This is a genomic window from Aurantibacter crassamenti (genome assembly GCF_016811105.1).
Classification (GTDB): domain Bacteria; phylum Bacteroidota; class Bacteroidia; order Flavobacteriales; family Flavobacteriaceae; genus Aurantibacter_A; species Aurantibacter_A crassamenti.
Window position 1 is genome coordinate 2,042,752 of the sequence record NZ_JAFBGM010000001.1, and the last position, 23,354, is coordinate 2,066,105.

The window sequence follows — 23,354 nt, forward strand, 5'->3', positions numbered from 1 at the left end:
TATGGCAAGAATTGCAGGTATAGATATACCCAAACAAAAGCGTGGCGTAATCGCCCTTACCTATATCTTCGGTATTGGTAACAGTAGAGCTAAAGAAATTTTAAGCATTGCAAAAGTAGATGAAGATACTAAGGTGTCGGATTGGAATGATGATGAAATCGGTCGAATTCGTGAAGCCGTTTCTACTTTTACAATAGAAGGTGAACTACGTTCAGAAACGCAAATAAACATCAAACGTTTGATGGATATTGGTTGTTACCGTGGTATACGTCATAGATCAAGTCTTCCGTTGAGAGGTCAACGTACAAAGAACAACTCTAGAACGAGAAAAGGAAAGAGAAAAACTGTTGCAAATAAAAAGAAAGCAACTAAATAATTAAAGTCATTAGTATTTAGTAGTTAGATTGAATCTGTTTGAAATGTAAAAGTCTAGGATTCTAATACTAACAACTAACAGCTAGAAACTAAAAAATATGGCAAAAGCAAGTACAAAGTCAGCGAAGAAACGTAAAGTAATTGTTGACAGTGTTGGTGAGGCTCACATAACAGCCTCTTTCAATAATATTATAATTTCATTGACCAATAAAAAGGGCGATGTTATTTCTTGGTCTTCAGCAGGTAAATTAGGCTTCAGAGGTTCTAAAAAGAACACTCCGTATGCTGCCCAAGTTGCTGCAGAAGATTGTGCTAAAGTAGCGCAAGAAGCAGGACTAAAGAAAGTGAAAGTTTACGTTAAGGGACCAGGAAATGGTCGTGAGTCTGCAATACGTACACTTCATAATACAGGTATTGAAGTAACTGAAATTATCGATGTTACACCTATGCCTCACAACGGATGTAGACCTCCAAAGAGAAGAAGAGTTTAAGTACATATTAATTAATTCATTCACTGAGGTGTTATGACGATTATCGAAGGATAAGCCTTAATTCATAATCACACCTCTAATAAAAAGAAGATGGCAAGATATACAGGACCAAAAAGTAAAATCGCACGTAAATTTGGCGAAGCGATTTTTGGGGACGACAAGTCCTTTGAAAAGAAAAATTATCCTCCAGGACAACATGGTAACGCAAGACGCCGTGGTAAAAAATCTGAATATTCTGTTCAGTTAATGGAGAAGCAAAAAGCAAAATACAGTTACGGTATTTTAGAAAAGCAATTCCGTAATTTATTTGCTAAGGCAAACAGAAGTTTAGGAGTAACCGGTGAGGTTCTTCTCCAATTATGTGAATCACGTTTAGATAACGTTGTTTACAGAATGGGTGTTTCACCAACAAGAAGTGGTGCAAGACAATTGGTTTCACATAGACATATCACAGTAAACGGAGAATTGGTAAACATACCTTCTTACTCTTTAAAACCTGGTGATGTTGTAGGTGTTCGTGAGAAATCAAAATCTGTACAATCAATTCAAGACTCACTTTCTGCTAATAGCAGTGTGTACGAATGGATAACTTGGAATTCAGAAAAAATGGAAGGTACTTTTGTTACTATTCCTGAAAGAATACAAATTCCTGAGAATATCAAGGAACAACTAATCGTCGAGCTTTACTCTAAATAATTAATAAGAACACTGATTCACATGGCATTATTTAATTTTCAGAAACCCGATAAAGTAATAATGATCGATTCTTCAGATTTCGAAGGGAAATTTGAGTTTCGTCCGTTAGAGCCTGGTTATGGATTGACCGTCGGGAACGCATTAAGAAGGGTATTGCTTTCATCTTTAGAAGGCCACGCCATAACATCGGTAAGAATTGACAATGTAGAACATGAGTTCTCTGTTATTCCAGGTGTTGTTGAAGATGTTACCGAAATTATTTTAAACTTAAAACAAGTTCGTTTTAAGAAACAAATAGAAGATTCAGAAGCTGAAACTGTAGCTATTTCCGTAAGTGGAAAAGAGCAATTTACAGCTGGTGATTTTCAAAAATTCATTTCTGGTTACCAGGTATTAAACCCAGACCTAGTTATTTGCAATATGGATGCTAAAGTTAGCATCAATATGGAAATAGTGATTGATAAAGGTAGAGGTTATGTGCCAGCAGAAGAGAATAAAAAATCAGGTGCTCCACTTGGTACAATAGCAATTGACTCAATCTTTACTCCAATAAAAAATGTTAAATATAGCATTGAAAACTTTAGAGTAGAGCAAAAAACTGATTATGAAAAATTAGTTTTTGAAATAGTTACTGATGGTTCAATTCATCCAAAAGATGCATTAACTGAAGGTGCTAAAGTATTGATTCATCACTTTATGTTGTTTTCTGATGAGCGTATTACGCTTGAAGCAGATGAAATTGCACAGACTGAAACATATGATGAAGAATCATTACACATGCGTCAATTGTTGAAAACCAAATTGGTAGACATGGACCTTTCGGTTAGAGCATTGAATTGTTTGAAAGCAGCTGAGGTTGACACTTTAGGTGATTTAGTTTCTTTCAACAAGAATGATTTAATGAAGTTCAGAAACTTTGGTAAGAAATCATTAACTGAATTAGAAGAACTTGTTATTAACAAGGGACTTAATTTTGGAATGGACTTAGCAAAATATAAATTAGATAAAGATTAACTGATATTTCTTACAGGAAGGGATATGCCCTCAGTTGGAGAAATACATAGCATAAAATAATGAGACACGGTAAAAAGATAAATCATTTAGGAAGACAGACAGCGCATAGAAAAGCGATGTTGGCTAATATGGCCTGTTCCTTAATTGAGCACAAACGTATCAATACTACAGTTGCAAAGGCTAAAGCTTTAAAGCAATTTATTGAGCCATTGATTACGAAATCAAAAGCTGAAAATAATCAGTCTGCAGAAAAAGGTACACATAATAGACGTATCGTTTTTAGGTATCTTAGAGATAAGTATGCTATTGGTGAGTTATTCGGAGCAGTTTCTGAAAAAGTTGGTGATAGACCAGGAGGTTACACTCGTATTATAAAGTTGGGTAACAGATTGGGTGATAACGCTGATATGGCAATGATTGAGCTTGTAGATTTCAATGAACTTTACAATGCAGGTAAGCCTAAGAAGAAAACTACTAGAAGAAGTAGAAGAGGTAGTGGAGAGAAAACAGAAACACCACCTGTTGCTGTTGAAACTAAATCAGACGATTCAGAAGAATAGTATGTTGATTACTTATAATATTTGTAAAAGGATAAACTTAATAGTTTATCCTTTTTTTATATTATTTTGTGGCGCATTAGGTAGCAAGATGAAAAATATATAAATGAATGTATTTTTTAATTTGTATTTAAGTAAATAGAACACCAATAAGAACTGAGAATAATAATTTAATCAGATGAAGTACAAGTCTAAAAGAAGAGCGATATTATTGTTAGCCGATGGTACAATTTTCCATGGTAAGGCTGTAGGAGATAAAGAAGGAACTGCCTTTGGCGAAGTTTGCTTTAATACAGGTATGACTGGGTATCAAGAGATATTTACAGACCCATCTTATTTTGGCCAACTTATGGTCACTACAAATGCGCATATTGGTAATTATGGTACAAATGCCAATGAGATAGAATCAGACGGTGTTAAAATCGCAGGTTTAATTTGTAAAAATTTTAGTTATAATTATTCAAGACCTGATGCAGATACAAGCCTAGAAGATTTTTTAAATAAGAATAATCTATTTAGTATTTCAGATGTCGATACCAGAGCTTTGGTAAATTATATTCGTGATAATGGAGCAATGAATGCGGTAATTTCAACTGACGTTGAAAATGTTTCGGCATTAAAAAAGAAGCTCGCTGAAGTGCCTAGTATGGAAGGTCTGGAGCTAGCATCAAAAGTTTCAACCAAAGAACCATATTATTATGGAGATGAAAATGCTACATATCGTATATCAGCATTAGACATTGGAATTAAAAAAAATATACTAAGAAATTTAGCTAAGAGAGATACATACATAAAAGTGTTTCCGTATAATGCAACTTTTGAAGAGTTGAGCGCATGGCAGCCAGATGGTTATTTTATCTCAAATGGCCCTGGTGATCCAGAACCTTTATCAGATGCAATAAATACAGCTAAAGATATTATAGCCAGTGGTAATCCGCTTTTTGGTATTTGTTTAGGTCATCAAGTAATTGCATTAGCGAATGGCGTATCAACATATAAAATGCATAACGGTCATAGAGGTATTAATCATCCGGTTAAGAATTTGCTGACTGGTAAAGGTGAAATAACTTCTCAAAACCATGGTTTTGCAATAAATAAAGAAGAGACTGAGGCAAATGCTAACCTAGAGATAACACATGTTCATTTAAATGATCAAACTGTAGCAGGTATTCGCATGAAAGATAAGAATGTATTTTCTGTGCAATATCATCCAGAAGCAAGTCCTGGTCCGCATGATGCCGAATATCTTTTCGATCAATTCTATGATTTAATTAAGAAAACCGCAACAGAAAAGGTTTCATAGTTAAGAAATCGTTATTCCATCTAATATCATTAAAAGACCGTAGACTTTAAAGTCAGTCTTTTGTATATTTGATTTTACAAAAAAACAACTTAAAACATTATATATGAGTATCATTCTTAGCGTACATGCAAGACAAATTTTAGATTCTAGAGGTAACCCAACTGTTGAAGTGGATGTTGTTACAGAAAATGGTGTGATGGGTAGAGCTGCGGTTCCTTCTGGAGCTTCAACTGGAGAGCATGAAGCTGTTGAATTACGCGACGGTGGGGATGCCTTTATGGGTAAGGGAGTTATGAAAGCGGTAGATAATGTGAACACATTAATTGCTGAAGAAATATTAGGTATGTTAGTATTTGATCAAAATCTTATTGATCAAACTATGATTGATTTAGATGGAACGCCAAATAAATCGAAACTAGGTGCTAATGCTATTTTAGGCGTGTCATTAGCGGTAGCTAAGGCAGCTGCTAATGAATTAGGACAGTCATTGTATAAGTACGTTGGTGGGGTAAGTGCAAATACATTACCAGTACCAATGATGAATATCATCAATGGTGGATCACATTCAGATGCTCCAATTGCATTTCAAGAATTTATGGTTATGCCTGTAAAGGCTAAAAATTTCAGCCATGCTATGCAAATGGGAACTGAAATATTTCATAACCTAAAAAAGGTACTTCATGATAGAGGCCTTAGTACTGCTGTTGGTGATGAAGGTGGTTTTGCTCCGAACTTAGCAGGTGGTACTGAAGATGCTTTAGATACTATTGCAAAAGCAGTTGATAAAGCTGGTTACAAACTAGGTGATGATGTAATGATAGCTTTAGATTGTGCTGCGGCTGAATTTTTTGTAGATGGTAAATACGATTACACGAAATTTGAAGGTGATAAAGGAGTAGTAAGAACTTCTGAAGAACAAGCACAGTACTTGGCTGATTTAAGTCAAAAGTATCCAATTATCTCAATAGAAGATGGTATGGATGAAAATGACTGGGACGGTTGGAAAGCACTAACTGATAAAATTGGTGATAAGGTACAACTTGTAGGTGATGACCTTTTTGTTACAAATGTAGAAAGGCTTTCAAGAGGAATTGAAAATGGTATCGCCAATTCAATTTTGATTAAAGTGAATCAAATTGGTACTTTAACTGAAACCATTGCTGCTGTAAATATGGCAAAAAATGCAGGATATACTTCAGTAATGAGTCATAGATCAGGTGAAACAGAAGATAATACTATTGCAGATTTAGCAGTGGCTTTAAATACAGGACAAATAAAAACGGGTTCTGCCTCACGATCAGATCGTATGGCAAAATACAATCAGCTCTTAAGAATTGAAGAAGAGTTAGGTAGTATGGCTTATTATCCTCAAGAAAAGGCTTTTAAGATTAAGTAAAAAATCAAATTTTCAGTAGAAAAGCCCTTCAGCCTATAAATATTAGGTTTGAAGGGCTTTTTTTTTGTGAGGTTTTAAAACTTTGCCTACCTTTTTATAGATTAATTAAATATGAAAATGAACTAGCTAACTCCTTCCAATATATGAACAACTTTCTATTTGTTGCTGCAGAAAATGATGCTCTTGAAAAATGTAAAGCCGGTGGAATGGGTGATGTTGTTCGTGATGTGCCCAGAGAAATTGCAAATAGAGGAGATAAGGTTCATGTTGTAGTTCCATCTTATTCACGATTGCATCAAGATGGAGTCTTATTATCTACACTTAAATTTGAACTTAGAGATACCGTGTATTTTGCGGAACTTTATGAAGTAACACCTAAAAAGGAGTTTGAAAATCTAAAGCATTATGTGATTCACCATCCTGAAATTGAAGCTGGCGAAATTGGACACATATATCATGACGATCCAGAAGAACCCTTTTATACTGATTTCTTGAAGTTTACTATTTTCTGTGCTGCAGTTGCTGAGGCTATGAAAAAAAATGCCTTTGGTGAACTGAATATTGTGCATATGCACGATTGGCATTCAAGTTTACTGTTGTTTATCAAAGAATACATTCCTACGTACAAATCATTGCAGCAATATCGATATGTTTATTCTATACATAATTTAGCGATTCAAGGTATACGTCCTTTTGAAAATAATTATGCTTCAATTCAGAATTGGTTTCCGACTGTATCATATGAAGCGGGAAGATTGATGGATTATCGATATAATGATTGTATTAACTTAATGGCTGTAGGTATTCGATTGGCAGACGCTGTACATACAGTTTCCCCTTCGTATAAAATTGATGTGCTATTGCCAAGCAGACCGCCAGAATTCATTGGGGGTGAGGGTCTAGAAGATGATTTGAAAAAAGCGGATGATGAAAATCGTTTGTTCGGAATATTAAATGGATCAAATTATAAAAACATTCGCGCAGCCGAAAAAGGACTTCTGTACAGAAATACTGTTTCTGCACTTTTTAAATGGTTGCAAGATGAAGATAAAAAGTATAAATCAGATTTTCTAGCGCATACAGGTGAGAAGGTGATGGAGTATGTTAAAGGAAATCGACCAAAATTTATAGCTTCAAGTGTTGCTAGGCTTACAGAACAAAAATTTTATTTCGTTAAACGTTCACCTGAAGCTTTCGTTGAAATTTTAAAAAAGCTAGAAGAAATTGATGGTATTTTTATGCTTTTAGGTACAGGAGCTCCAGATTACGAAGAAACTTTTAGAGAGCTAAGTTATGAGCATAAGAATTTTATTTTTACGAATGGCCAGTCAGAAGATTTGATAGACTCCATTTACTTAGAGTCTGACCTTTATTTTATGCCAAGTCTTTTTGAGCCATGCGGTATAAGTCAAATGTTGGCAATGCGTAATGGAAACCCATGTTTAGTTCATAATACAGGTGGATTAAAAGATACTGTGAGCCATCTTGAAACCGGATTCAGTTTTGATGGTGAAACGTATGATGATAAAATCAGAAATATGGTTGAAGTATTTGGTTTGGCAATTGATATATATGCAAATGATAAACCGCAATGGCAAAAAATTCAAAAGAATGCTAAAGCCATGCGATTTACATGGCAAAAATCGGTTGACGAGTACTATGAGCGCTTATACCAAATGAATGATTAGTGTTTTGTTGCTTAATACTCAAAACTTTGGTATTTGTGTGGCATATTGTTAAATAAATAGAATGCGTTAATTGTTAAGATTAGACGTTTTCCGTAACTTTACGGTTGGTTAAATAATAAGAAATCAAAAGAATGTCAGATAAAGCTACATTAGAATACAACGGCGATAAATACGAGTTTCCTGTAATAAAGGGAACTGAAGATGAACTTGCTATAGATATTAAGACCTTAAGGGGTGCTACAGGGGGGATGATTACTATTGATCCTGGGTATAAAAATACAGGAAGTTGTGAAAGTGAAATTACTTTCTTAGACGGAGAAAAGGGTATTTTAAGGTATCGTGGTTATTCAATTGAAGAATTAGCTGAGAAAGCAGATTTTTTAGAGGTATGTTATTTATTGATTTTTGGAGAGTTGCCAAATAAAGAGCAGCTAGAAGCATTTCATATTGACATTAAAAATGAATCAAATGTTGATGAAGAAATGAAAAAGATTTTGGATGCTTTTCCAAAGTCTGCACACCCAATGGGCGTATTATCTTCTTTAACAAGTGCCTTGATTGCATTTAATCCAGTTTCGGTAAACGTAACATCTAAAGATGAGATGTATGGTGCAATTGTTCGTATTTTGGCCAAATTTCCAGTACTTGTAGCATGGACTATGCGGAAGAAAAAAGGACTTCCGTTAGATTATGGCGATGATAGTTTAGGTTATGTTGAGAACATTCATAAAATGATGTTCAAAAAGCCTAGCAAAGAATATGTGAAAAATGATGTTATTATCAACGCACTTGATCAATTATTGATATTGCATGCTGATCATGAGCAAAATTGTTCTACTTCAACTGTTAGAATAGTTGGTTCATCTCATGCCGGACTTTTTGCTTCACTTTCTGCAGGTATATCTGCACTTTGGGGGCCATTACATGGTGGTGCTAATCAGGCAGTTCTAGAAATGTTAGAGGCAATTGTAGCTGATGGTGGTGACACTAAGAAATATATGGCTAAGGCAAAAGATAAATCTGATCCTTTCCGATTAATGGGCTTTGGTCATAGAGTTTATAAAAACTTTGATCCGCGAGCAAAAATTATTAAAAAAGCTGCCGATGAAATATTAGCAGATTTAGGTATAGAAGATCCAATTTTAGAAGTAGCTAAAGGTCTTGAAAAAGAAGCTTTAGAAGATCCATATTTTGTACAGAGAAAATTGTATCCAAATGTAGATTTCTATTCTGGAGTAATTTATAGAGCACTGGGCATACCAACTGAAATGTTTACAGTAATGTTTGCATTAGGTCGTTTACCAGGTTGGATAGCACAATGGAGAGAAATGCGTCTTAGAAATGAACCAATAGGTAGACCTAGACAAGTTTATATTGGTGAAAATCTTCGTCCGTTTGTTAATCTTGACCAACGGTAGATTGCTACCTTTAAATAAAACAATAAGAGCCCTTTTGAAAAAAGAGGGCTTTTTTATTTAGTAGTACTATTGAAAAAAGCAATTGTATGTTGCATTTGAATATTAATGATGAAATTTCTAGGTTAAAGACAGTACTCTTAGGTACGGCTAAAAGTTGTGGTCCAACTCCAACTGCAAAAGAAGCGTATGACCCAAAGTCTCTAGAACATATATTAGCCGGGACCTATCCAAAAGAAGCTGATATGATTCTTGAAATGGATGCATTTGATAAAGTTTTCAAGAAATACGGAGTTATGGTTTATAGACCGGATACTTTAGAAAATTGCAATCAGATTTTCTCGCGTGATATCGCTTTTGTAATTGGACAAAAATTAATATTAGCAAATATCCTTCCAGACCGAGAAGAAGAAATAGAAGCAATTCTACATGTGTTAGATAAAATTCCATCAGAAGATATAATTCGACCACCAGAAGAGGTTCACGTAGAAGGAGGCGATGTAATGCCATGGAATGACTTTATATTTATAGGTACGTATACTGCTGCAGATTATTCAGATTGGATTACCGCGCGCACCAACAAAGCAGCTGTTGATTTTATAGCTGATATATTTCCTGATAAAAAAATAAAATCTTTTGAACTGCGAAAATCTATAAATGCCCGAGAAAATGCACTGCATTTAGATTGTTGTTTTCAACCTTTAGGAAAAGGAAAAGCCATTTTACATAAGAACGGATTTCTAGTTGAAGAAGAATATCAATGGTTGGTTGATTTTTTTGGAAAAGAAAATATCTTTGAAATTGACGCAGATGAAATGTATCAAATGTTTAGCAATGTATTTTCAATTTCACCAGAAGTAGTGGTTTCTGAACAAAATTTCACCAGATTAAACACCTGGCTACGAGCACAAGGCTTTACCGTTGAAGAAATTCCTTATGCAGAAATTTCAAAGCAAGAAGGTTTGTTACGCTGTAGTACTTTGCCTTTGGTAAGAGAATAAATTTATAAAGAAATGCAAATAACAAATTCAATATTAATGATTCGGCCTGTCAGTTTTCGTATGAACGAACAAACGGCAGTGAATAATTATTTTCAAGAAGATTTAGACCTGAAAAATGCAGAAATCAATGCAAAGGCACAAATTGAATTTGATGCTTTTGTTAAAGTGTTGTGTAACAATGGTGTTAATGTTATAGTAGTTGATGATAATCTTGAACCAGATACGCCCGATTCAATTTTCCCCAATAATTGGATTTCATTTCATGATAATGGTATAGTAGCAGTGTATCCTATGTTTGCTGAAAATAGAAGAAAAGAACGCCGTGAAGATATTTTTAATATTCTAGAAGAAAAGGGTTTTGTAATAAACGATGTTATTGATTACACCTCTGCTGAAGAGGTAGAAGTATACTTAGAGGGTACTGGTAGTATATTATTAGATAGAGTAAATCAAAAAGCATATTGTGCATTATCTGAACGTGCAAATGAAGAATTGTTTATTGAATTCTGTGAAGATTTTGATTGTTTTCCTGTAGTATTTACTGCTAACCAGACCGTAAGCGGAAAACGTTTGCCTATCTACCATACTAATGTGATGATGGCAATGGGTGAAACTTTTGCTGTTATTTGTTCGGAGTCCATCGACGATAAACAAGAACGAAAAAATGTAATCGAACACTTTAAAAGAGATGGAAAAGAAATAATTAGTATTACTGAAGAACAGATGCACCATTTTGCCGGGAATATGCTGCAAGTACTTGGTGAAAATGGTCATCGTTTTATGGTAATGAGTTCAGCTGCCTACGAAAGTTTAGATGCAGCCCAAATTAAATCAATAGAAAAACATAGTAAAATACTGCATAGCTCTTTAGATACAATTGAAACTTGTGGCGGTGGCAGTGCACGTTGTATGATGGCTGAGGTCTTTTTACCTAAAAATTAATTATTCATCAAACAGTAGCTATTGCCCATAATATTGGTGATAAAAGGGTAAAAATGATTAGTTTTGCAGCCGATAAATCTATAGTTAATGAGCATTCAAGCCGTTTTAGAATCCAAAGTCAAAGAAGCTGTTTTTTCCATTTTTAATACTGAATTACCTTCAGTAGAATTTCAGCCTACACGTAAAGATTTTGAAGGAGATATAACTGTAGTAGTTTTTCCGATGTTACGGGTATTGAAAGGAAATCCTGTTCAAATTGGAAATCAAATAGGCGAATACCTTGTAAATGAACTTGCTGAGGTAACCAGTTTTAATGTTATCAAAGGCTTTTTGAATTTGGTTATAAGTGAATCCTTTTATCTTAATTTCTTTCATACAATTAAAGATCAAACTGATTTCGGATTTGTCGCTGATAGCGATCCAGGTGCTGTGATGGTAGAATATTCTTCGCCCAATACTAACAAACCTTTGCATTTAGGGCATATTAGAAACAACCTCTTAGGATATTCAGTTTCAGAAATTCTTAAAGCAGCGGGTAAAAAAGTATATAAAACACAAATTATAAATGACCGAGGCATTCATATTTGTAAAAGTATGCTGGCTTGGCAGAAGTTTGGAAAAGGTGAAACACCAGAGAATACCGGTTTAAAAGGTGACAAGTTAGTAGGAAATTATTATGTAGCTTTTGATAAAGCCTACAAAGCAGAAATTGCTAAACTCGTAGAAAGTGGCGTTGATAAAGAAGTAGCGGAAAAAGAAGCACCATTGTTATTGGAAGCGCAACAAATGCTACTTAAGTGGGAAGCCGGTGACGAAGAAATAGTGACACTATGGAAAACGATGAACTCCTGGGTTTACGATGGTTTTGAACAAACCTATAAAGATTTAGGGGTTGATTTTGATAACTTGTATTATGAAAGTAATACCTATTTATTAGGAAAAGATTTTGTTGCTGAAGGGCTTAAAAATGAAGTTTTCTTTAAAAAAGATGATGGTAGTGTTTGGATAGACCTTACCGATGAAGGCCTTGATGAAAAAATTGTATTACGTTCTGATGGTACCGCAGTTTATATGACCCAAGATATTGGTACTGCAATTCAGCGAGTAAAGGATTACCCTGATGTTAAGGGTATGGTTTATACCGTGGGCAATGAACAAGACTATCATTTTAAAGTTTTGTTTTTAATACTGAAAAAACTAGGGTTTTCATGGTCTAAAAATTTACATCATTTGAGCTACGGAATGGTGGATTTACCTAGTGGAAAGATGAAGAGTAGAGAAGGTACTGTAGTTGATGCTGATGATTTAATGGAAGAAATGACAGCGACTGCGGCTAAAATTTCGGAGGAACTAGGTAAACTAGAAGACTATTCTGATAGTGAAAAACATGGGCTTTATAAAATGATAGGTCTTGGTGCTTTGAAATACTACATTTTAAAAGTTGATCCTAAAAAACGAATTCTTTTTAATCCGGAAGAGTCTGTAGATTTTCAAGGCAATACAGGGCCATTTATTCAATATACCTATGCTAGAATTCAATCGATTTTAAGAAAAGCTAGTACAACCAATGTTAATCTTTCAATGGCATTAGACCATGCCTTAGAATTACATCCTAAAGAGAAAGAATTGATAAAGCAGATTCAAATATTCCCAGATACTATTCAGTTAGCTGCAGAGAATTTTAGTCCTGCTTTAATTGCAAATTATACCTACGATTTAGTAAAAGAATTTAATTCATTTTACCAGCAGGTTTCTATTTTAGGTGAAACTGATGAGCAGAAAAAAGTCTTACGCATACAACTATCAAAAAAGGTAAGTGAAGTCATTGAATCAGCATTTAAACTATTGGGTATTGAAGTGCCTGAAAGAATGTAGGTGTGTAGTGCGTTGTACTTTTTAATTTAGCCTCATTTAGCATCACAAAGTCTCAGCAAATTCATTTGCTGATAATTACATTGCCGGTTCTTATATTTATTATATTCGAACTATGAAAATAACTACACCCATACGCATACTAGTGCTGACAATTTTATTAGCACTTCCAAATTCATTACAAAGTCAAAACACGCAAACTGAATCATCCGCAGATATAATTATTTATGGTGGTACTTCTGCTGCTGTAATAGCGGCAGTAGAGGCAAAGCAATCAGGGAAGTCTGTAATTGTAGTTTCTCCAGATAAACATTTGGGTGGCCTAACTTCTGGAGGCTTGGGATGGACAGATACTGGTGATAAAAGTGTGATTGGTGGCTTGTCAAGAGACTTTTACCATCGTGTTTTTATGCATTACGATGAAAAAGAAGCATGGAATTGGCAAGCAAAAGAGGCTTATGGCAATAAGGGTCAAGGAACAAGAGCAATGGATGGTGAAAGCCGAACCATGTGGATATTTGAACCACATGTTGCCGAGAATATTTTCGAAGATTATATCAAAGAATTTAAAATTCAAGTTGACCGAGATGAATGGTTAAATCGCGAAAATGGTGTAGTAATCAAAAATGGAAAAATCATTTCAATTACAACTTTGAGCGGCAAAACATATTCCGGAAAAATGTTTTTAGATGCCACTTATGAAGGTGATTTAATGGCTACGGCTGGTGTAAGTTATCATGTTGGTAGAGAAGGGCGTGATGTTTATGGTGAAGAATGGAATGGTGTTCAAACAGGAGTATTACATCATAAACATTGGTTTTTATCTGATATCTCACCTTATGTAGTTCCAGGCGATCCTTCAAGTGGTGTTCTGCCAAGAGTTTCTGCAGAAGCTCCAGGTGCTAAGCATAGTGGAGATAATAAAATTCAAGCCTATTGTTTTAGAACGTGTATGACCAACCATGATGCAAACAGGCTGCCGTTTCCGAAGCCCGAAAATTATGATCCTTTACAATATGAATTATTGGCGAGGTCATTAGCAACCGGGCGAAAAGATTTCTTTGAGAAATTTGATGGCATTCCGAATTACAAAACAGATACCAATAATCATGGTCCGCTGAGCAGTGATAATATTGGAATGAACTATGATTATCCGGAAGCCTCATATGAACGAAGAAAAGAAATCATTCAGGAGCATGAAGACTATCAAAAAGGCTTTTATTGGTTTGTTGCAAATGACCCAAGAATTCCAAATGATATTCAATCTGAAATGCAAAAATGGGGTCTTGCAAAAGATGAGTTTACAGATAATGGTAATTGGCCACATCAAATTTATGTTAGAGAAGCCCGCAGAATGATTGGTAAACATGTAATGACAGAAAATGAATTATTGAAAAAGCGTCCGACACCAAATTCAGTAGGTATGGGCTCTTATACTATGGATTCTCATAATGTTCAACGTTATATAAAAGAAGATGGTTTTGTGCAGAACGAAGGTGATATTGGTGTGAATACAAGTGGTCCTTATGAAATTTCGTATGGTTCGCTTGTGCCTAAAAAAGAGGAATGTGAAAATTTATTAGTTCCTGTATGTGTTTCATCTAGTCATATTGCTTTTGGGTCAATGCGTATGGAACCCGTATTTATGATATTAGGACAGTCAGCCGCAGCGGCCGCAGTTTTGGCAATTGATAATAATTTACCAGTTCAAGAAATAGACTATCAAAAACTAAAAACTACATTAGAGAAAAAAGGACAGATTTTGCATAAGTAATTTGTACAGCATATGAATTATGTAAGCAATTTTAATTCATTTAAGTAGTTTAGGTTGCATGGTGATTCCTAAATATATTGGTGTCCTTTTCTGTATTTATATTTTTGGCTATCTCTGCTATATCATATATTATGCGTTGGGTCTATATCATATAAACCCTTTTATCCGATTAAAAAAACTGACTATTACAGAGAAAAATTTTCTCGGTAACGCCTTTCCTATTTATCATAAACTCCCTCAAAAAATCAAAGAAAAATGTGATCAACGTATTATTTGGTTTAGAAGTAGAAAGAAATTTGTGTTTTATGGCGATGTTGCAAAACAAGATGAGCTGCGGTTATTATTAAGTGCTTCGGCTGTTTTTATGATGCTTGGATTGAAAAATTATCGAATGACACAATCTGTATTGCGAGTCATTATTTATCCTTCAAAATATTATTCTAGAATAAACAAAAGGCATCATTTAGGTGAATATAATCCGGGCTTTAAATCGGTTATTTTTTCTGCGGATACCATTCTAAAAGGATTTAGTATTCCAGATGATAATATCAATTTAGCAATGCATGAATTTGCCCATGCCTTATGTTTTGAGATGGTAAAAAAGAATACTTGGGAAGCTCGAAGGTTCAGAGTAGGATTGAAAAAAATTAAAGAACTATTTGCGCAAGAAGATTTTCAGAAAAAGATAGCAGCCTCTGAGTATTTTAGAGCCTATGGTTTAACCAATCTACAAGAGTTTTTTTCGGTTGCAGTAGAAAGCTATGTTGAAACCCCTAAGGTATTCTTGAATGATTTTCCAGAACTTTATGAAGTTATTCAACGCATGTTGAATTTTGATTTTCAGCAAGCACCAATTGTAATTCCTCCTAAAAGGATATTCTGAAGTTAAGATTTGGCGTTAAGCCAAGTGAGGTGCTTTTAATGGTTTCAATTTCACCAGCGTCATCAATTCTATAATATGAGTCTAATACATTTAAACGATTCGTGAAATTTATGACCGAAATGCCAAGAGATGATTTAAAATTTCTGTTCGATTTAAAATTATAAATAGCAGAAGCATCAGCCCTGAAATACGTTGGAAGCCTATTACTGTTGGCTGGTTGATAATTTATACTTGCCGGAAAAAACGTGCTATCAATTGGGTTGTCAGCATCTGGTTGTGTAAAGGGTTTGCCGCTTCTATAGTTAATACCTAAACTCATTTTTAAATTGTGTAGCGTATAAGATCCAGCTAAAGTTAAATTGTGCCGTACATCTAGGTTGTTCGGAAATTTAGGTGGTACCACACCATCAAAAGTATAATCATTAATGTTATACGTATAACTTAACCATGCACTATAATCTTGGGCTCTTTTATTTATAAGAAATTCAGCTCCTTTTATATCATATTTACCAAGTTGACCATTGAATTGATTTTGATTTTGAAAACCTTGTGTAGAAGTACTAATTCCGTCAACTTGTTTGTAAAAAGCTTCAAGACCTACATAAAGATTCTCTTCGTCATAATTCAAACCAATTGATCCCTGTTTGCTTTTTGTTACAGGTAGGGTAGTGCCATCAGAAAGTATCCATCGTCTTTTTTCAATTCCGAAAAAATTTTGTTCTAAATCAATTACCTGATTTATTGCTTGACTTTTAAATTCACCTTGAACCTCAATTTTAAAATTATTAGCAAAAGAATAATTCATATTTAATCTAGGTTCAATTATTGTTTCGGAGAAAGTGTCAATATTGTTGAAATAATTTATTCGAGCCCCAACATTTGTAAAACATTTTTTGTCTTTAGAGCTAAAGGTAACTTCACTGAATAGGGCATGTTTTTCAAGCACATCTAGTATTGAACTTTCAAAGAGTGGCTGATTTACAAAGGTCTCATTAAGAATTCCAGTTTCATTAAACTCATACCCATTACTCCATAATACGTTTGACTTAAGCTTGTATTTTGATTCTAGTTTTAGAGTGTTTTCGAGAACTTTATTGTTTTGTAAAAGCTGTTGCATGCCATTGTTTATGGCGGTATTTCTAGCATTTAATTTATATTGCGATTGATAAATATTTAAGTTGGTCGTGAATTTATCCGTCCATTTGCTTTCAAGATTTGCGCCAAATGATAGATTGTATTGGTCTAAAACGCTATTTGTGTTAGTCGTATTCATATTATTCGTTTCAGAATAATCAAGCCTATTATTTGTGTTTATAAGACTAAATCTTAATTTTTGATTTTCATTTATATCATAAATAACTTTAGCAGTAAAATCATAGAAATAAAAGTTCTCATCACTTTCAATAGCATCACTATCTTGAAAAACTCGATCACGAAAACGACCATAAGTGCCGGTGTCAAAAAAATCGGTTAATGATCTACGGGCTGAAAATTGAATGGCTAATTTGTCTGATATAGGAAGCTGTCCAAAAACATCGGCATTAATAAGATTTATACCAGCACCACCCGTGAATTGTTCTTCAATTCTGTTAATTGTATGCATATCAATAATACCGCTAACACCACCACCATAAGCTGCACTGGATCCATTTTTTATAACGTTAACTTTGTCAGTTAAATAAGGATTGAAAGCAGAAATTAACCCGAAGAAGTGACCCGATTGATACATTTTTATGCCATTCCACAAAATAAGATTTTGATCATTAGTTCCTCCACGTATATTGATATCAGAAACTGTTTCGTCTATACTTTTAATACCAGGTAATGCTTGAATAGTTTGAAGTACATCGGGTTCTATTTGACCTGGAAGAATTCCGAATTTTACAGGATTTATATTGATACTAGCATCAAATTGCCTTTTTATACCCGTAGTAAGAAATTTGTATACAACTACCTCTTCAAGTTGCTGGTACGTTACAGCGAGTAGTAATTTGGTGCACTCTTGTTGATTCATTAATTCTTCAGCAGTAACGAATAGTGTTTTAAAGCCAATATGTTTAATTTGAAGTACTGCAGTTCTAGGAATATTGGTAAATGCAAAATTACCTTCTAAATCTGTAACAGTTGTTTGGTTATTTTCTAAAACCTCTACGGTGGCGCCCATCACTGTGTTTTGTTCAAAGTTGTCAAGTACAGTAGCACAGATGTCTATTAGACTACTTCTGCGTAATGCATAGTAGCGTTCATTGAGTTTTTGAATAGATATTTGTGTTTGATTCTGCAGGCTCTTGAGTATAGGCCCAAGGTTTATTTCAGTTGGCTCAATAATTTCTACTGACTGAATATTCGCGTCTGCATACGAGAACTTAATATTAAATTGATTCTCTAACTTCTGTAAATACGTGGTGAGGTAAACTTTTGATGCTGCTACTTCTTGCCCAATGGCAAATTGTACGAATAATAATGCCAATAGCGCAAGTAGTCTTCCGATACTATAATTACGGCATGTTTTCGGCATAGAAGAGCACTTTTGTCCCTTCTAATTTAATCTTTAATTGCGAAGGAACGCTTATGCTTTGTAACGCTAGATTTATATCGGTATTGCTAAAGGTGCCTGTAAATAACTGATCTAAATTAATGTCTTGAGTTTTTACGGTGATATTATGTTGTCTTTCAAATTCATCTAGCACATATTTCAACGGAATACTCTTGAATGTACTTTCTTTATCTATCCACGAAGGATGACCATTTTTAATAGCATCAAGATTAGTGATTTTACCATTTATGGCTAAAAATGAATTTCCGGCAGGTAACTTTGTTTCTTTGCCGTCATAAATTACACTTACCAAGCCTTCATAACAAGATACTTCAAAATATCCTGCTCTATTTTCAACATTAAATTGTGTTCCTAAAACGGTAACCGAGCCGTTATCGGTAGCTACAGTAAATTTTTCGCCTTTCGCTACTTTAAAAAAGGCTTCACCATCAAGGTTGATGTTTCTTTTTTGATTCCAATTCTTTTCATCATATGAAATATTAGAATCGGCATTTAATACTATTTCTGAATTATCAGGTAATGTTATCTCTTTATTCTCTGCAAATTGGGTTGTTATATTCTGGCCAAGAGTATTTACATAAAAATAAGAAGCAGCCAAAAGTAGAGCAATGGCAGCTGCTACCTTAAAGAATTTCTTATAAGGACGCATGGCGATAACTTTTGGCTCAGTAGCCTTTGTTCTACTCTGAAAGTCAAGCAAAGCTTTGTCCACGTTAAAATCGGGTGATTTTAAGTTATCAGTGGCAGCAACAATTTTCTGATAAGACTTATATTCTTCAGATTGCCTGAAAACTATTAACTCTTCTTCAGAAAGCTCATTGTTAAGCCATTTTGCTAAGTGATTTTCTTGCATTATTTCAAGCTTTATAATTTAATAACACCTAATTCAGTAAAAACCCTACTTTTTTCTTAATAGCTTCTCGTTACTATGAACTACTAGTAGCGCAAAAACATTGTTTAACAGCATATAAAAGCTAAATACCATCTATTTTTTCTCGTAATGATTTGAGTGCTAAGTGAATGCGTTTTTCTATAGCCTTGACGCTAACACCTTCCATTTCAGCTATTTCGGCATATTTTTTACCATCAATTCTGTTTAAAAGAAAAGTTGTGCGTTGATTTTCAGGTAAGGCATTTAATGCATTTTCAAGTTTTTCTTTGAATTCATTGCCCTCCATAATAAATTCAGGAGACTCATTGGTTGATTTTAAAGACTTGTCAGCATATTTCAATCGTACCTTTTCAGCTTTAAGAACATTAAGGTATAAGTTGTTAGCAACCGTATATAAAAATGATTTAGCTTTTTCGGGCGTAACTTTTGCACAGTTTTCCCATAACTTTACAAAAGCCTCTTGTACGGCATCGTTAGCCTTTTCTTCGTTTCCGAATTTATAATATATAAAGTTAAAAACCGTTTTAGAATTACTTTTGAATACTGAATTAAATACAGATTCATTACATATATTGGTATTTGATTCGGTTTTCAATAGTTTGGTTTTTACCAAAGATATTTTAAAATATTCGAAATACGGGTAGGGTATTTTCAATCCGTATTGTTTTAAGAGGGAATCCACATATTCTAAATGGCTATGAGAGAGATTTTTAAAAGTGTTTTGTACTTCGGCATATTAGTCCTTGTGCTTGCATTTGCCTCTTGTCAAAAAGAAAATCATATAGAGCCACCAGCGGAAGAACAAAATTCTATGTCCGTAAGTTCTTCGACCACAAACCTTATAGCCCGTACCGTATCAAATGATGGATCGTGGGATAATATCATTGACAAATCCAGTTGTTTTGATATTAATTTTCCATATCGTGTTGCAATAAACGGAATTGAATTTACAATAGACTCTCAAGAGAATCTTCAGCAAATTGAAGAGAGTTTTGACGCTGTTGACACTGATGAAGATTATCTTGAAATTATGTTTCCGGTGACAATCACCATGAGTGATTATGTTGAAGTAACGATAAATAACAACGAAGATTTACAAACTGCCACCAAACAATGTGTAGAAGGTGGAGCTGATGATAACATTGAATGCCTTGATATAGTTTACCCAGTTACCTTTTATAAATTTGAAACTAACGTACAAACACTTCAGAGCTATATGCTTCAGAGTGATTTTGAACTTAGTCGGTTTTTGGCTGGTATGGGTGACAATGATAGGCTGAGTATAGAATTTCCAATTTCATTTGTAATGTATGACGGCACAATAGAAGTTGTAAATACACTTGAAGAATTAACTGCAACTATTACGAGTGCTATAGATAGTTGTGATGAAGACGATGACAATGATCATAATGATGATGATTTTACTAAAGAAAGCCTAGATGAGCTTTTGGTCAAATGCCCTTGGACAATTCATGAATTTGAGAAGAATGCTGAAAATCAAATAGCACAGTATAAAGAATATACTCTTGTGTTTTATATTAATGGTACGATAAAAGCTACAGATAAAGCTGGTAATGTTGTAGAAGGCGAATGGAATTCAAGCGTTGTAGACTATAATTTACAAGTATCAATTCACTTTGATGATTTTCATGATTTCAACAAGGTATGGTCTGTATATGAGATTAAGCAGGGCAAGATTAAATTCTTTACAGAAGATCACAGTAAGGTGATACTAGTAACGGATTGTGATTTAGAAGTACCTGTTTCAAATCCATTGAGGGAAGTGCTTTTGCAATGCGAGTGGGTTATCAATAGAGTAACTGCTGAAAATCAAATAAACAATAAGTTATTTGGATATAAGTTTCGCTTTAACGCGGATGGAACGGTAGCATTAAACAACGGAATTAGTAATTCTGAGGGAACATGGAAAGTTATCATAGATACTTATGATAAAATGAGTTTGGTCATTGTGATTGCTGATGAGCCAAGTGTAAGTTATCAGTGGCCCATAAAAAATATTGATGAAGCTCGATTACATTTTGAAACTGAACAAGTAGATTATGAACTTATATTGCAACGCGTTTGTGAAGAAAATATTGATGACGATAACGTGTTGGAAGTTAGAGATGCTATGTTAAATGAGTATTGGCATGTGTACAGTTATACCAACAATCAACAAGAGTTAACTGCTCGTTTTGAAGGTGATTTAATTGATTTTTTAGAGAGTAATCAATTATCAATTTCTATAGGTCAAACATCGGTAGCTAATTCGGGTATTTGGCGAGTATTACGAAATTCTGAACACCAATTAATGATTTACTTGAATTTTGGTAAAGAAAGTACATACACAGAACTAACTGCTGCCTGGGAGATCGTAAATTATTCTTCTAATTACCTTGAATTAAAAACATATAATAAAGATGGAACAATAAGCATATTAGAACTTCAGCAGTAAAATAGACCTTTAGTAAAACCATTTTTCGTTTAACCCAAATAACGCACAAATGAGTAAAATAAAACTTAACCTAGTTGCTATTATAGCGCTATTACTTGTGTCAAATTCTTGTGAAAAGAATGAAGACATAAAAGAAGAAAAAGTCACATCAGCTGACATTATAGATATTAAAGCAGTTGTAATGGCTGGTGATTGGAAGCTTTCATACTATTTTGATTCAGTGAATGATCAAACAAGTGATTTTGAGGCGTACACTTTTAATTTTAATGAGGGTGGAACATTAGGCGCTACAGATGGTAATAGTTCACTTTCTGGTGCTTGGCAGATTAAAACCGTTAGTACCGATGATGAAACTGATGAAGTCAATTTTAAAATACATTTTTCATCTTCAGAATTGTTAGAAAAATTGAGTGAAGATTGGCAGGTGAAAAAATATACGGATACTAAGATAGAATTGGAACATACGAATAGTGAAGATGCGGAAGTAATTTTACTCACATTCGAAAAGTAAATAAAACCGGAACCCTACTTATTGCCCCACACTAATGAAAAGCACGTGTATGATACACGTGCTTTTTTAGTTGATATTTACCTAAGTTTCTCTGAGTTATTGTTAAATTTGTCTTTCTTCAAAATGTAACAAGACAATGTTTGATAATTTAAGCGAAAAACTCGATAAAGCCTTACATGTACTCAAAGGGCATGGGCAGATTACCGAGATAAATGTAGCAGAAACAACAAAAGAGGTTCGTAGAGCCTTACTTGATGCCGATGTCAATTTTAAAATTGCAAAAGAATTTACCAATAGGGTAAAAGAGAAAGCATTAGGTCAAGATGTACTAACTACATTGCAACCAGGTCAATTAATGGTCAAAATCGTTAAAGACGAATTGACTGAATTGATGGGTGGAGAGACAGAAGGAATTAATCTTTCAGGTAATCCTTCGATTATTTTAATGTCTGGTCTTCAAGGTTCTGGTAAAACCACTTTTTCTGGTAAATTGGCCAATTATCTTAAAACGAAGAAATCTAAGAAACCTTTATTGGTGGCTTGTGATGTGTACAGGCCTGCTGCTATTGATCAATTACATGTTGTAGGTGAGCAAATTAGTGTTGAGGTATATTCAGATCGCGATAATAGTGATCCAGTAGCAATTGCTAAAGCTGGTATTGCTAAAGCAAAGGCTGAAGGGTTCAATGTTGTAATTGTTGATACCGCAGGTCGATTAGCAGTTGATGAAATGATGATGGCTGAAATTTCAGACATTCATAAAGCAATAGAGCCACAAGAAACGCTGTTTGTTGTTGACTCAATGACTGGGCAAGATGCTGTAAATACGGCAAAAGCTTTTAATGATATCTTGAATTTTGACGGTGTTATTTTAACAAAGTTGGATGGTGATACTCGTGGTGGTGCGGCAATTTCAATTAAGTCAGTAGTTGATAAGCCAATTAAATTTATTGGTACCGGCGAGAAGATGGAGGCTATAGATGTCTTTCATCCCGATCGTATGGCTGATCGTATTCTTGGTATGGGTGATGTTATTTCACTTGTTGAACGAGCACAAGACCAGTTTGATGAAGAGGAAGCGCGAAAGATTCAGAAGAAAATTGCCAAAAATAAATTCGGTTTTGATGATTTCTTAAGCCAGATTCAACAGATCAAGAAAATGGGGAATCTAAAAGACTTAATGGGTATGATTCCTGGTGCTGGTAAAGCTTTAAAAGGATTAGATATTGATGATGATGCATTCAAGCATATAGAAGCAATAATTCATTCAATGACCCCAGATGAGCGTGCAAATCCATCAAAATTAGATGTAAGTCGTAAAAAGCGAATTGCAAAAGGTAGTGGTCGTGAGGTGCAAGACGTCAATCAATTGTTGAAGCAGTTTGATCAGATGAGTAAAATGATGAAAATGATGCAAGGTGGCGGTGGTAAAAAGATGATGCAGATGATGGGCGGCATGAACGGAATGCGCTAATTTTATTTATTTAGTTTTAAAAGAAAAAGAGTTGCTTTATAAAAGCAAGAAAAGATAA

General features: G+C 34.3%; 20 protein-coding genes. 17 read left to right on the plus strand and 3 right to left on the minus strand.

The window, feature by feature from the left end; all coding sequences use genetic code 11:
• Position 1 precedes the first annotated feature (1 nt).
• The 14 genes from rpsM (at position 2) to JQC67_RS08380 (ending at position 15,407) form a co-directional block, all read left to right on the plus strand.
• Positions 2-376: a 30S ribosomal protein S13 gene (gene rpsM / locus JQC67_RS08315; RefSeq protein ID WP_203252356.1), complete on the plus strand. Its 375-nt coding sequence runs from the start codon at positions 2-4 to the stop codon at positions 374-376.
• 97 nt (positions 377-473) lie between these two features.
• Complete coding sequence (gene rpsK / locus JQC67_RS08320) at positions 474-866, plus strand: 30S ribosomal protein S11 (protein WP_203252357.1); 393 nt, start codon at positions 474-476, stop codon at positions 864-866.
• Positions 867-956: 90 nt separating this feature from the next.
• The gene (gene rpsD, locus JQC67_RS08325) at positions 957-1,562 is read left to right on the plus strand and encodes a 30S ribosomal protein S4 (protein ID WP_203252358.1); all 606 of its coding nucleotides are present in this window, start codon (positions 957-959) and stop codon (positions 1,560-1,562) included.
• Positions 1,563-1,583: 21 nt separating this feature from the next.
• Positions 1,584-2,576, plus strand: coding sequence for a DNA-directed RNA polymerase subunit alpha (locus tag JQC67_RS08330; protein ID WP_203252359.1), 993 nt, complete (start codon positions 1,584-1,586; stop codon positions 2,574-2,576).
• A gap of 59 nt (positions 2,577-2,635) precedes the next feature.
• Positions 2,636-3,136 carry a 50S ribosomal protein L17 gene (gene rplQ, locus JQC67_RS08335; protein ID WP_203252360.1) on the plus strand — a complete coding sequence of 167 codons (501 nt, stop codon included), beginning with the start codon at positions 2,636-2,638 and terminating at the stop codon, positions 3,134-3,136.
• A gap of 175 nt (positions 3,137-3,311) precedes the next feature.
• Positions 3,312-4,436 (plus strand): glutamine-hydrolyzing carbamoyl-phosphate synthase small subunit, encoded by a 1,125-nt coding sequence (carA, locus tag JQC67_RS08340; protein ID WP_203252361.1) that lies wholly within the window; start codon positions 3,312-3,314, stop codon positions 4,434-4,436.
• A gap of 103 nt (positions 4,437-4,539) precedes the next feature.
• The gene (eno, locus tag JQC67_RS08345) at positions 4,540-5,832 is read left to right on the plus strand and encodes a phosphopyruvate hydratase (RefSeq protein WP_203252362.1); all 1,293 of its coding nucleotides are present in this window, start codon (positions 4,540-4,542) and stop codon (positions 5,830-5,832) included.
• Positions 5,833-5,975: 143 nt separating this feature from the next.
• Positions 5,976-7,520 carry a glycogen synthase gene (locus JQC67_RS08350; protein ID WP_203252363.1) on the plus strand — a complete coding sequence of 515 codons (1,545 nt, stop codon included), beginning with the start codon at positions 5,976-5,978 and terminating at the stop codon, positions 7,518-7,520.
• 131 nt (positions 7,521-7,651) lie between these two features.
• The gene (locus JQC67_RS08355; RefSeq protein ID WP_203252364.1) at positions 7,652-8,938 is read left to right on the plus strand and encodes a citrate synthase; all 1,287 of its coding nucleotides are present in this window, start codon (positions 7,652-7,654) and stop codon (positions 8,936-8,938) included.
• Between the two features lie 86 nt (positions 8,939-9,024).
• The gene (locus JQC67_RS08360) at positions 9,025-9,936 is read left to right on the plus strand and encodes a dimethylarginine dimethylaminohydrolase family protein (RefSeq protein ID WP_203252365.1); all 912 of its coding nucleotides are present in this window, start codon (positions 9,025-9,027) and stop codon (positions 9,934-9,936) included.
• A gap of 12 nt (positions 9,937-9,948) precedes the next feature.
• The gene (gene ctlX / locus JQC67_RS08365) at positions 9,949-10,878 is read left to right on the plus strand and encodes a citrulline utilization hydrolase CtlX (protein ID WP_203252366.1); all 930 of its coding nucleotides are present in this window, start codon (positions 9,949-9,951) and stop codon (positions 10,876-10,878) included.
• Between the two features lie 87 nt (positions 10,879-10,965).
• Positions 10,966-12,753: an arginine--tRNA ligase gene (gene argS, locus JQC67_RS08370; RefSeq protein WP_203252367.1), complete on the plus strand. Its 1,788-nt coding sequence runs from the start codon at positions 10,966-10,968 to the stop codon at positions 12,751-12,753.
• 112 nt (positions 12,754-12,865) lie between these two features.
• Complete coding sequence (locus JQC67_RS08375) at positions 12,866-14,524, plus strand: FAD-dependent oxidoreductase (protein ID WP_203252368.1); 1,659 nt, start codon at positions 12,866-12,868, stop codon at positions 14,522-14,524.
• 58 nt (positions 14,525-14,582) lie between these two features.
• The gene (locus tag JQC67_RS08380) at positions 14,583-15,407 is read left to right on the plus strand and encodes a zinc-dependent peptidase (protein ID WP_203252369.1); all 825 of its coding nucleotides are present in this window, start codon (positions 14,583-14,585) and stop codon (positions 15,405-15,407) included.
• Here the strand turns inward: JQC67_RS08380 and JQC67_RS08385 are convergent.
• From JQC67_RS08385 to JQC67_RS08395, 3 genes are all read right to left on the minus strand, one after another.
• Positions 15,391-17,925, minus strand: coding sequence for a TonB-dependent receptor (locus JQC67_RS08385; RefSeq protein WP_203252370.1), 2,535 nt, complete (start codon positions 17,923-17,925; stop codon positions 15,391-15,393). The two genes, JQC67_RS08380 and JQC67_RS08385, sit on opposite strands and share 17 nt — an antisense overlap.
• Positions 17,906-18,817 carry a FecR family protein gene (locus JQC67_RS08390; protein ID WP_203252371.1) on the minus strand — a complete coding sequence of 304 codons (912 nt, stop codon included), beginning with the start codon at positions 18,815-18,817 and terminating at the stop codon, positions 17,906-17,908. Before JQC67_RS08390 ends, JQC67_RS08385 begins: the two co-directional genes overlap by 20 nt.
• A gap of 121 nt (positions 18,818-18,938) precedes the next feature.
• Positions 18,939-19,451: an RNA polymerase sigma factor gene (locus tag JQC67_RS08395; protein ID WP_203252372.1), complete on the minus strand. Its 513-nt coding sequence runs from the start codon at positions 19,449-19,451 to the stop codon at positions 18,939-18,941.
• Positions 19,452-19,553: 102 nt separating this feature from the next.
• Here JQC67_RS08395 and JQC67_RS08400 point away from each other — a divergent pair, with 102 nt between their 5' ends.
• The 3 genes from JQC67_RS08400 to ffh all read left to right on the plus strand — a co-directional run bounded on the left by JQC67_RS08400 (position 19,554) and on the right by ffh (position 23,296).
• Complete coding sequence (locus JQC67_RS08400) at positions 19,554-21,311, plus strand: hypothetical protein (protein ID WP_203252373.1); 1,758 nt, start codon at positions 19,554-19,556, stop codon at positions 21,309-21,311.
• Positions 21,312-21,360: 49 nt separating this feature from the next.
• Complete coding sequence (locus tag JQC67_RS08405) at positions 21,361-21,822, plus strand: hypothetical protein (protein ID WP_203252374.1); 462 nt, start codon at positions 21,361-21,363, stop codon at positions 21,820-21,822.
• Positions 21,823-21,958: 136 nt separating this feature from the next.
• Positions 21,959-23,296 carry a signal recognition particle protein gene (ffh, locus tag JQC67_RS08410; RefSeq protein ID WP_203252375.1) on the plus strand — a complete coding sequence of 446 codons (1,338 nt, stop codon included), beginning with the start codon at positions 21,959-21,961 and terminating at the stop codon, positions 23,294-23,296.
• Positions 23,297-23,354: the final 58 nt, after the last annotated feature.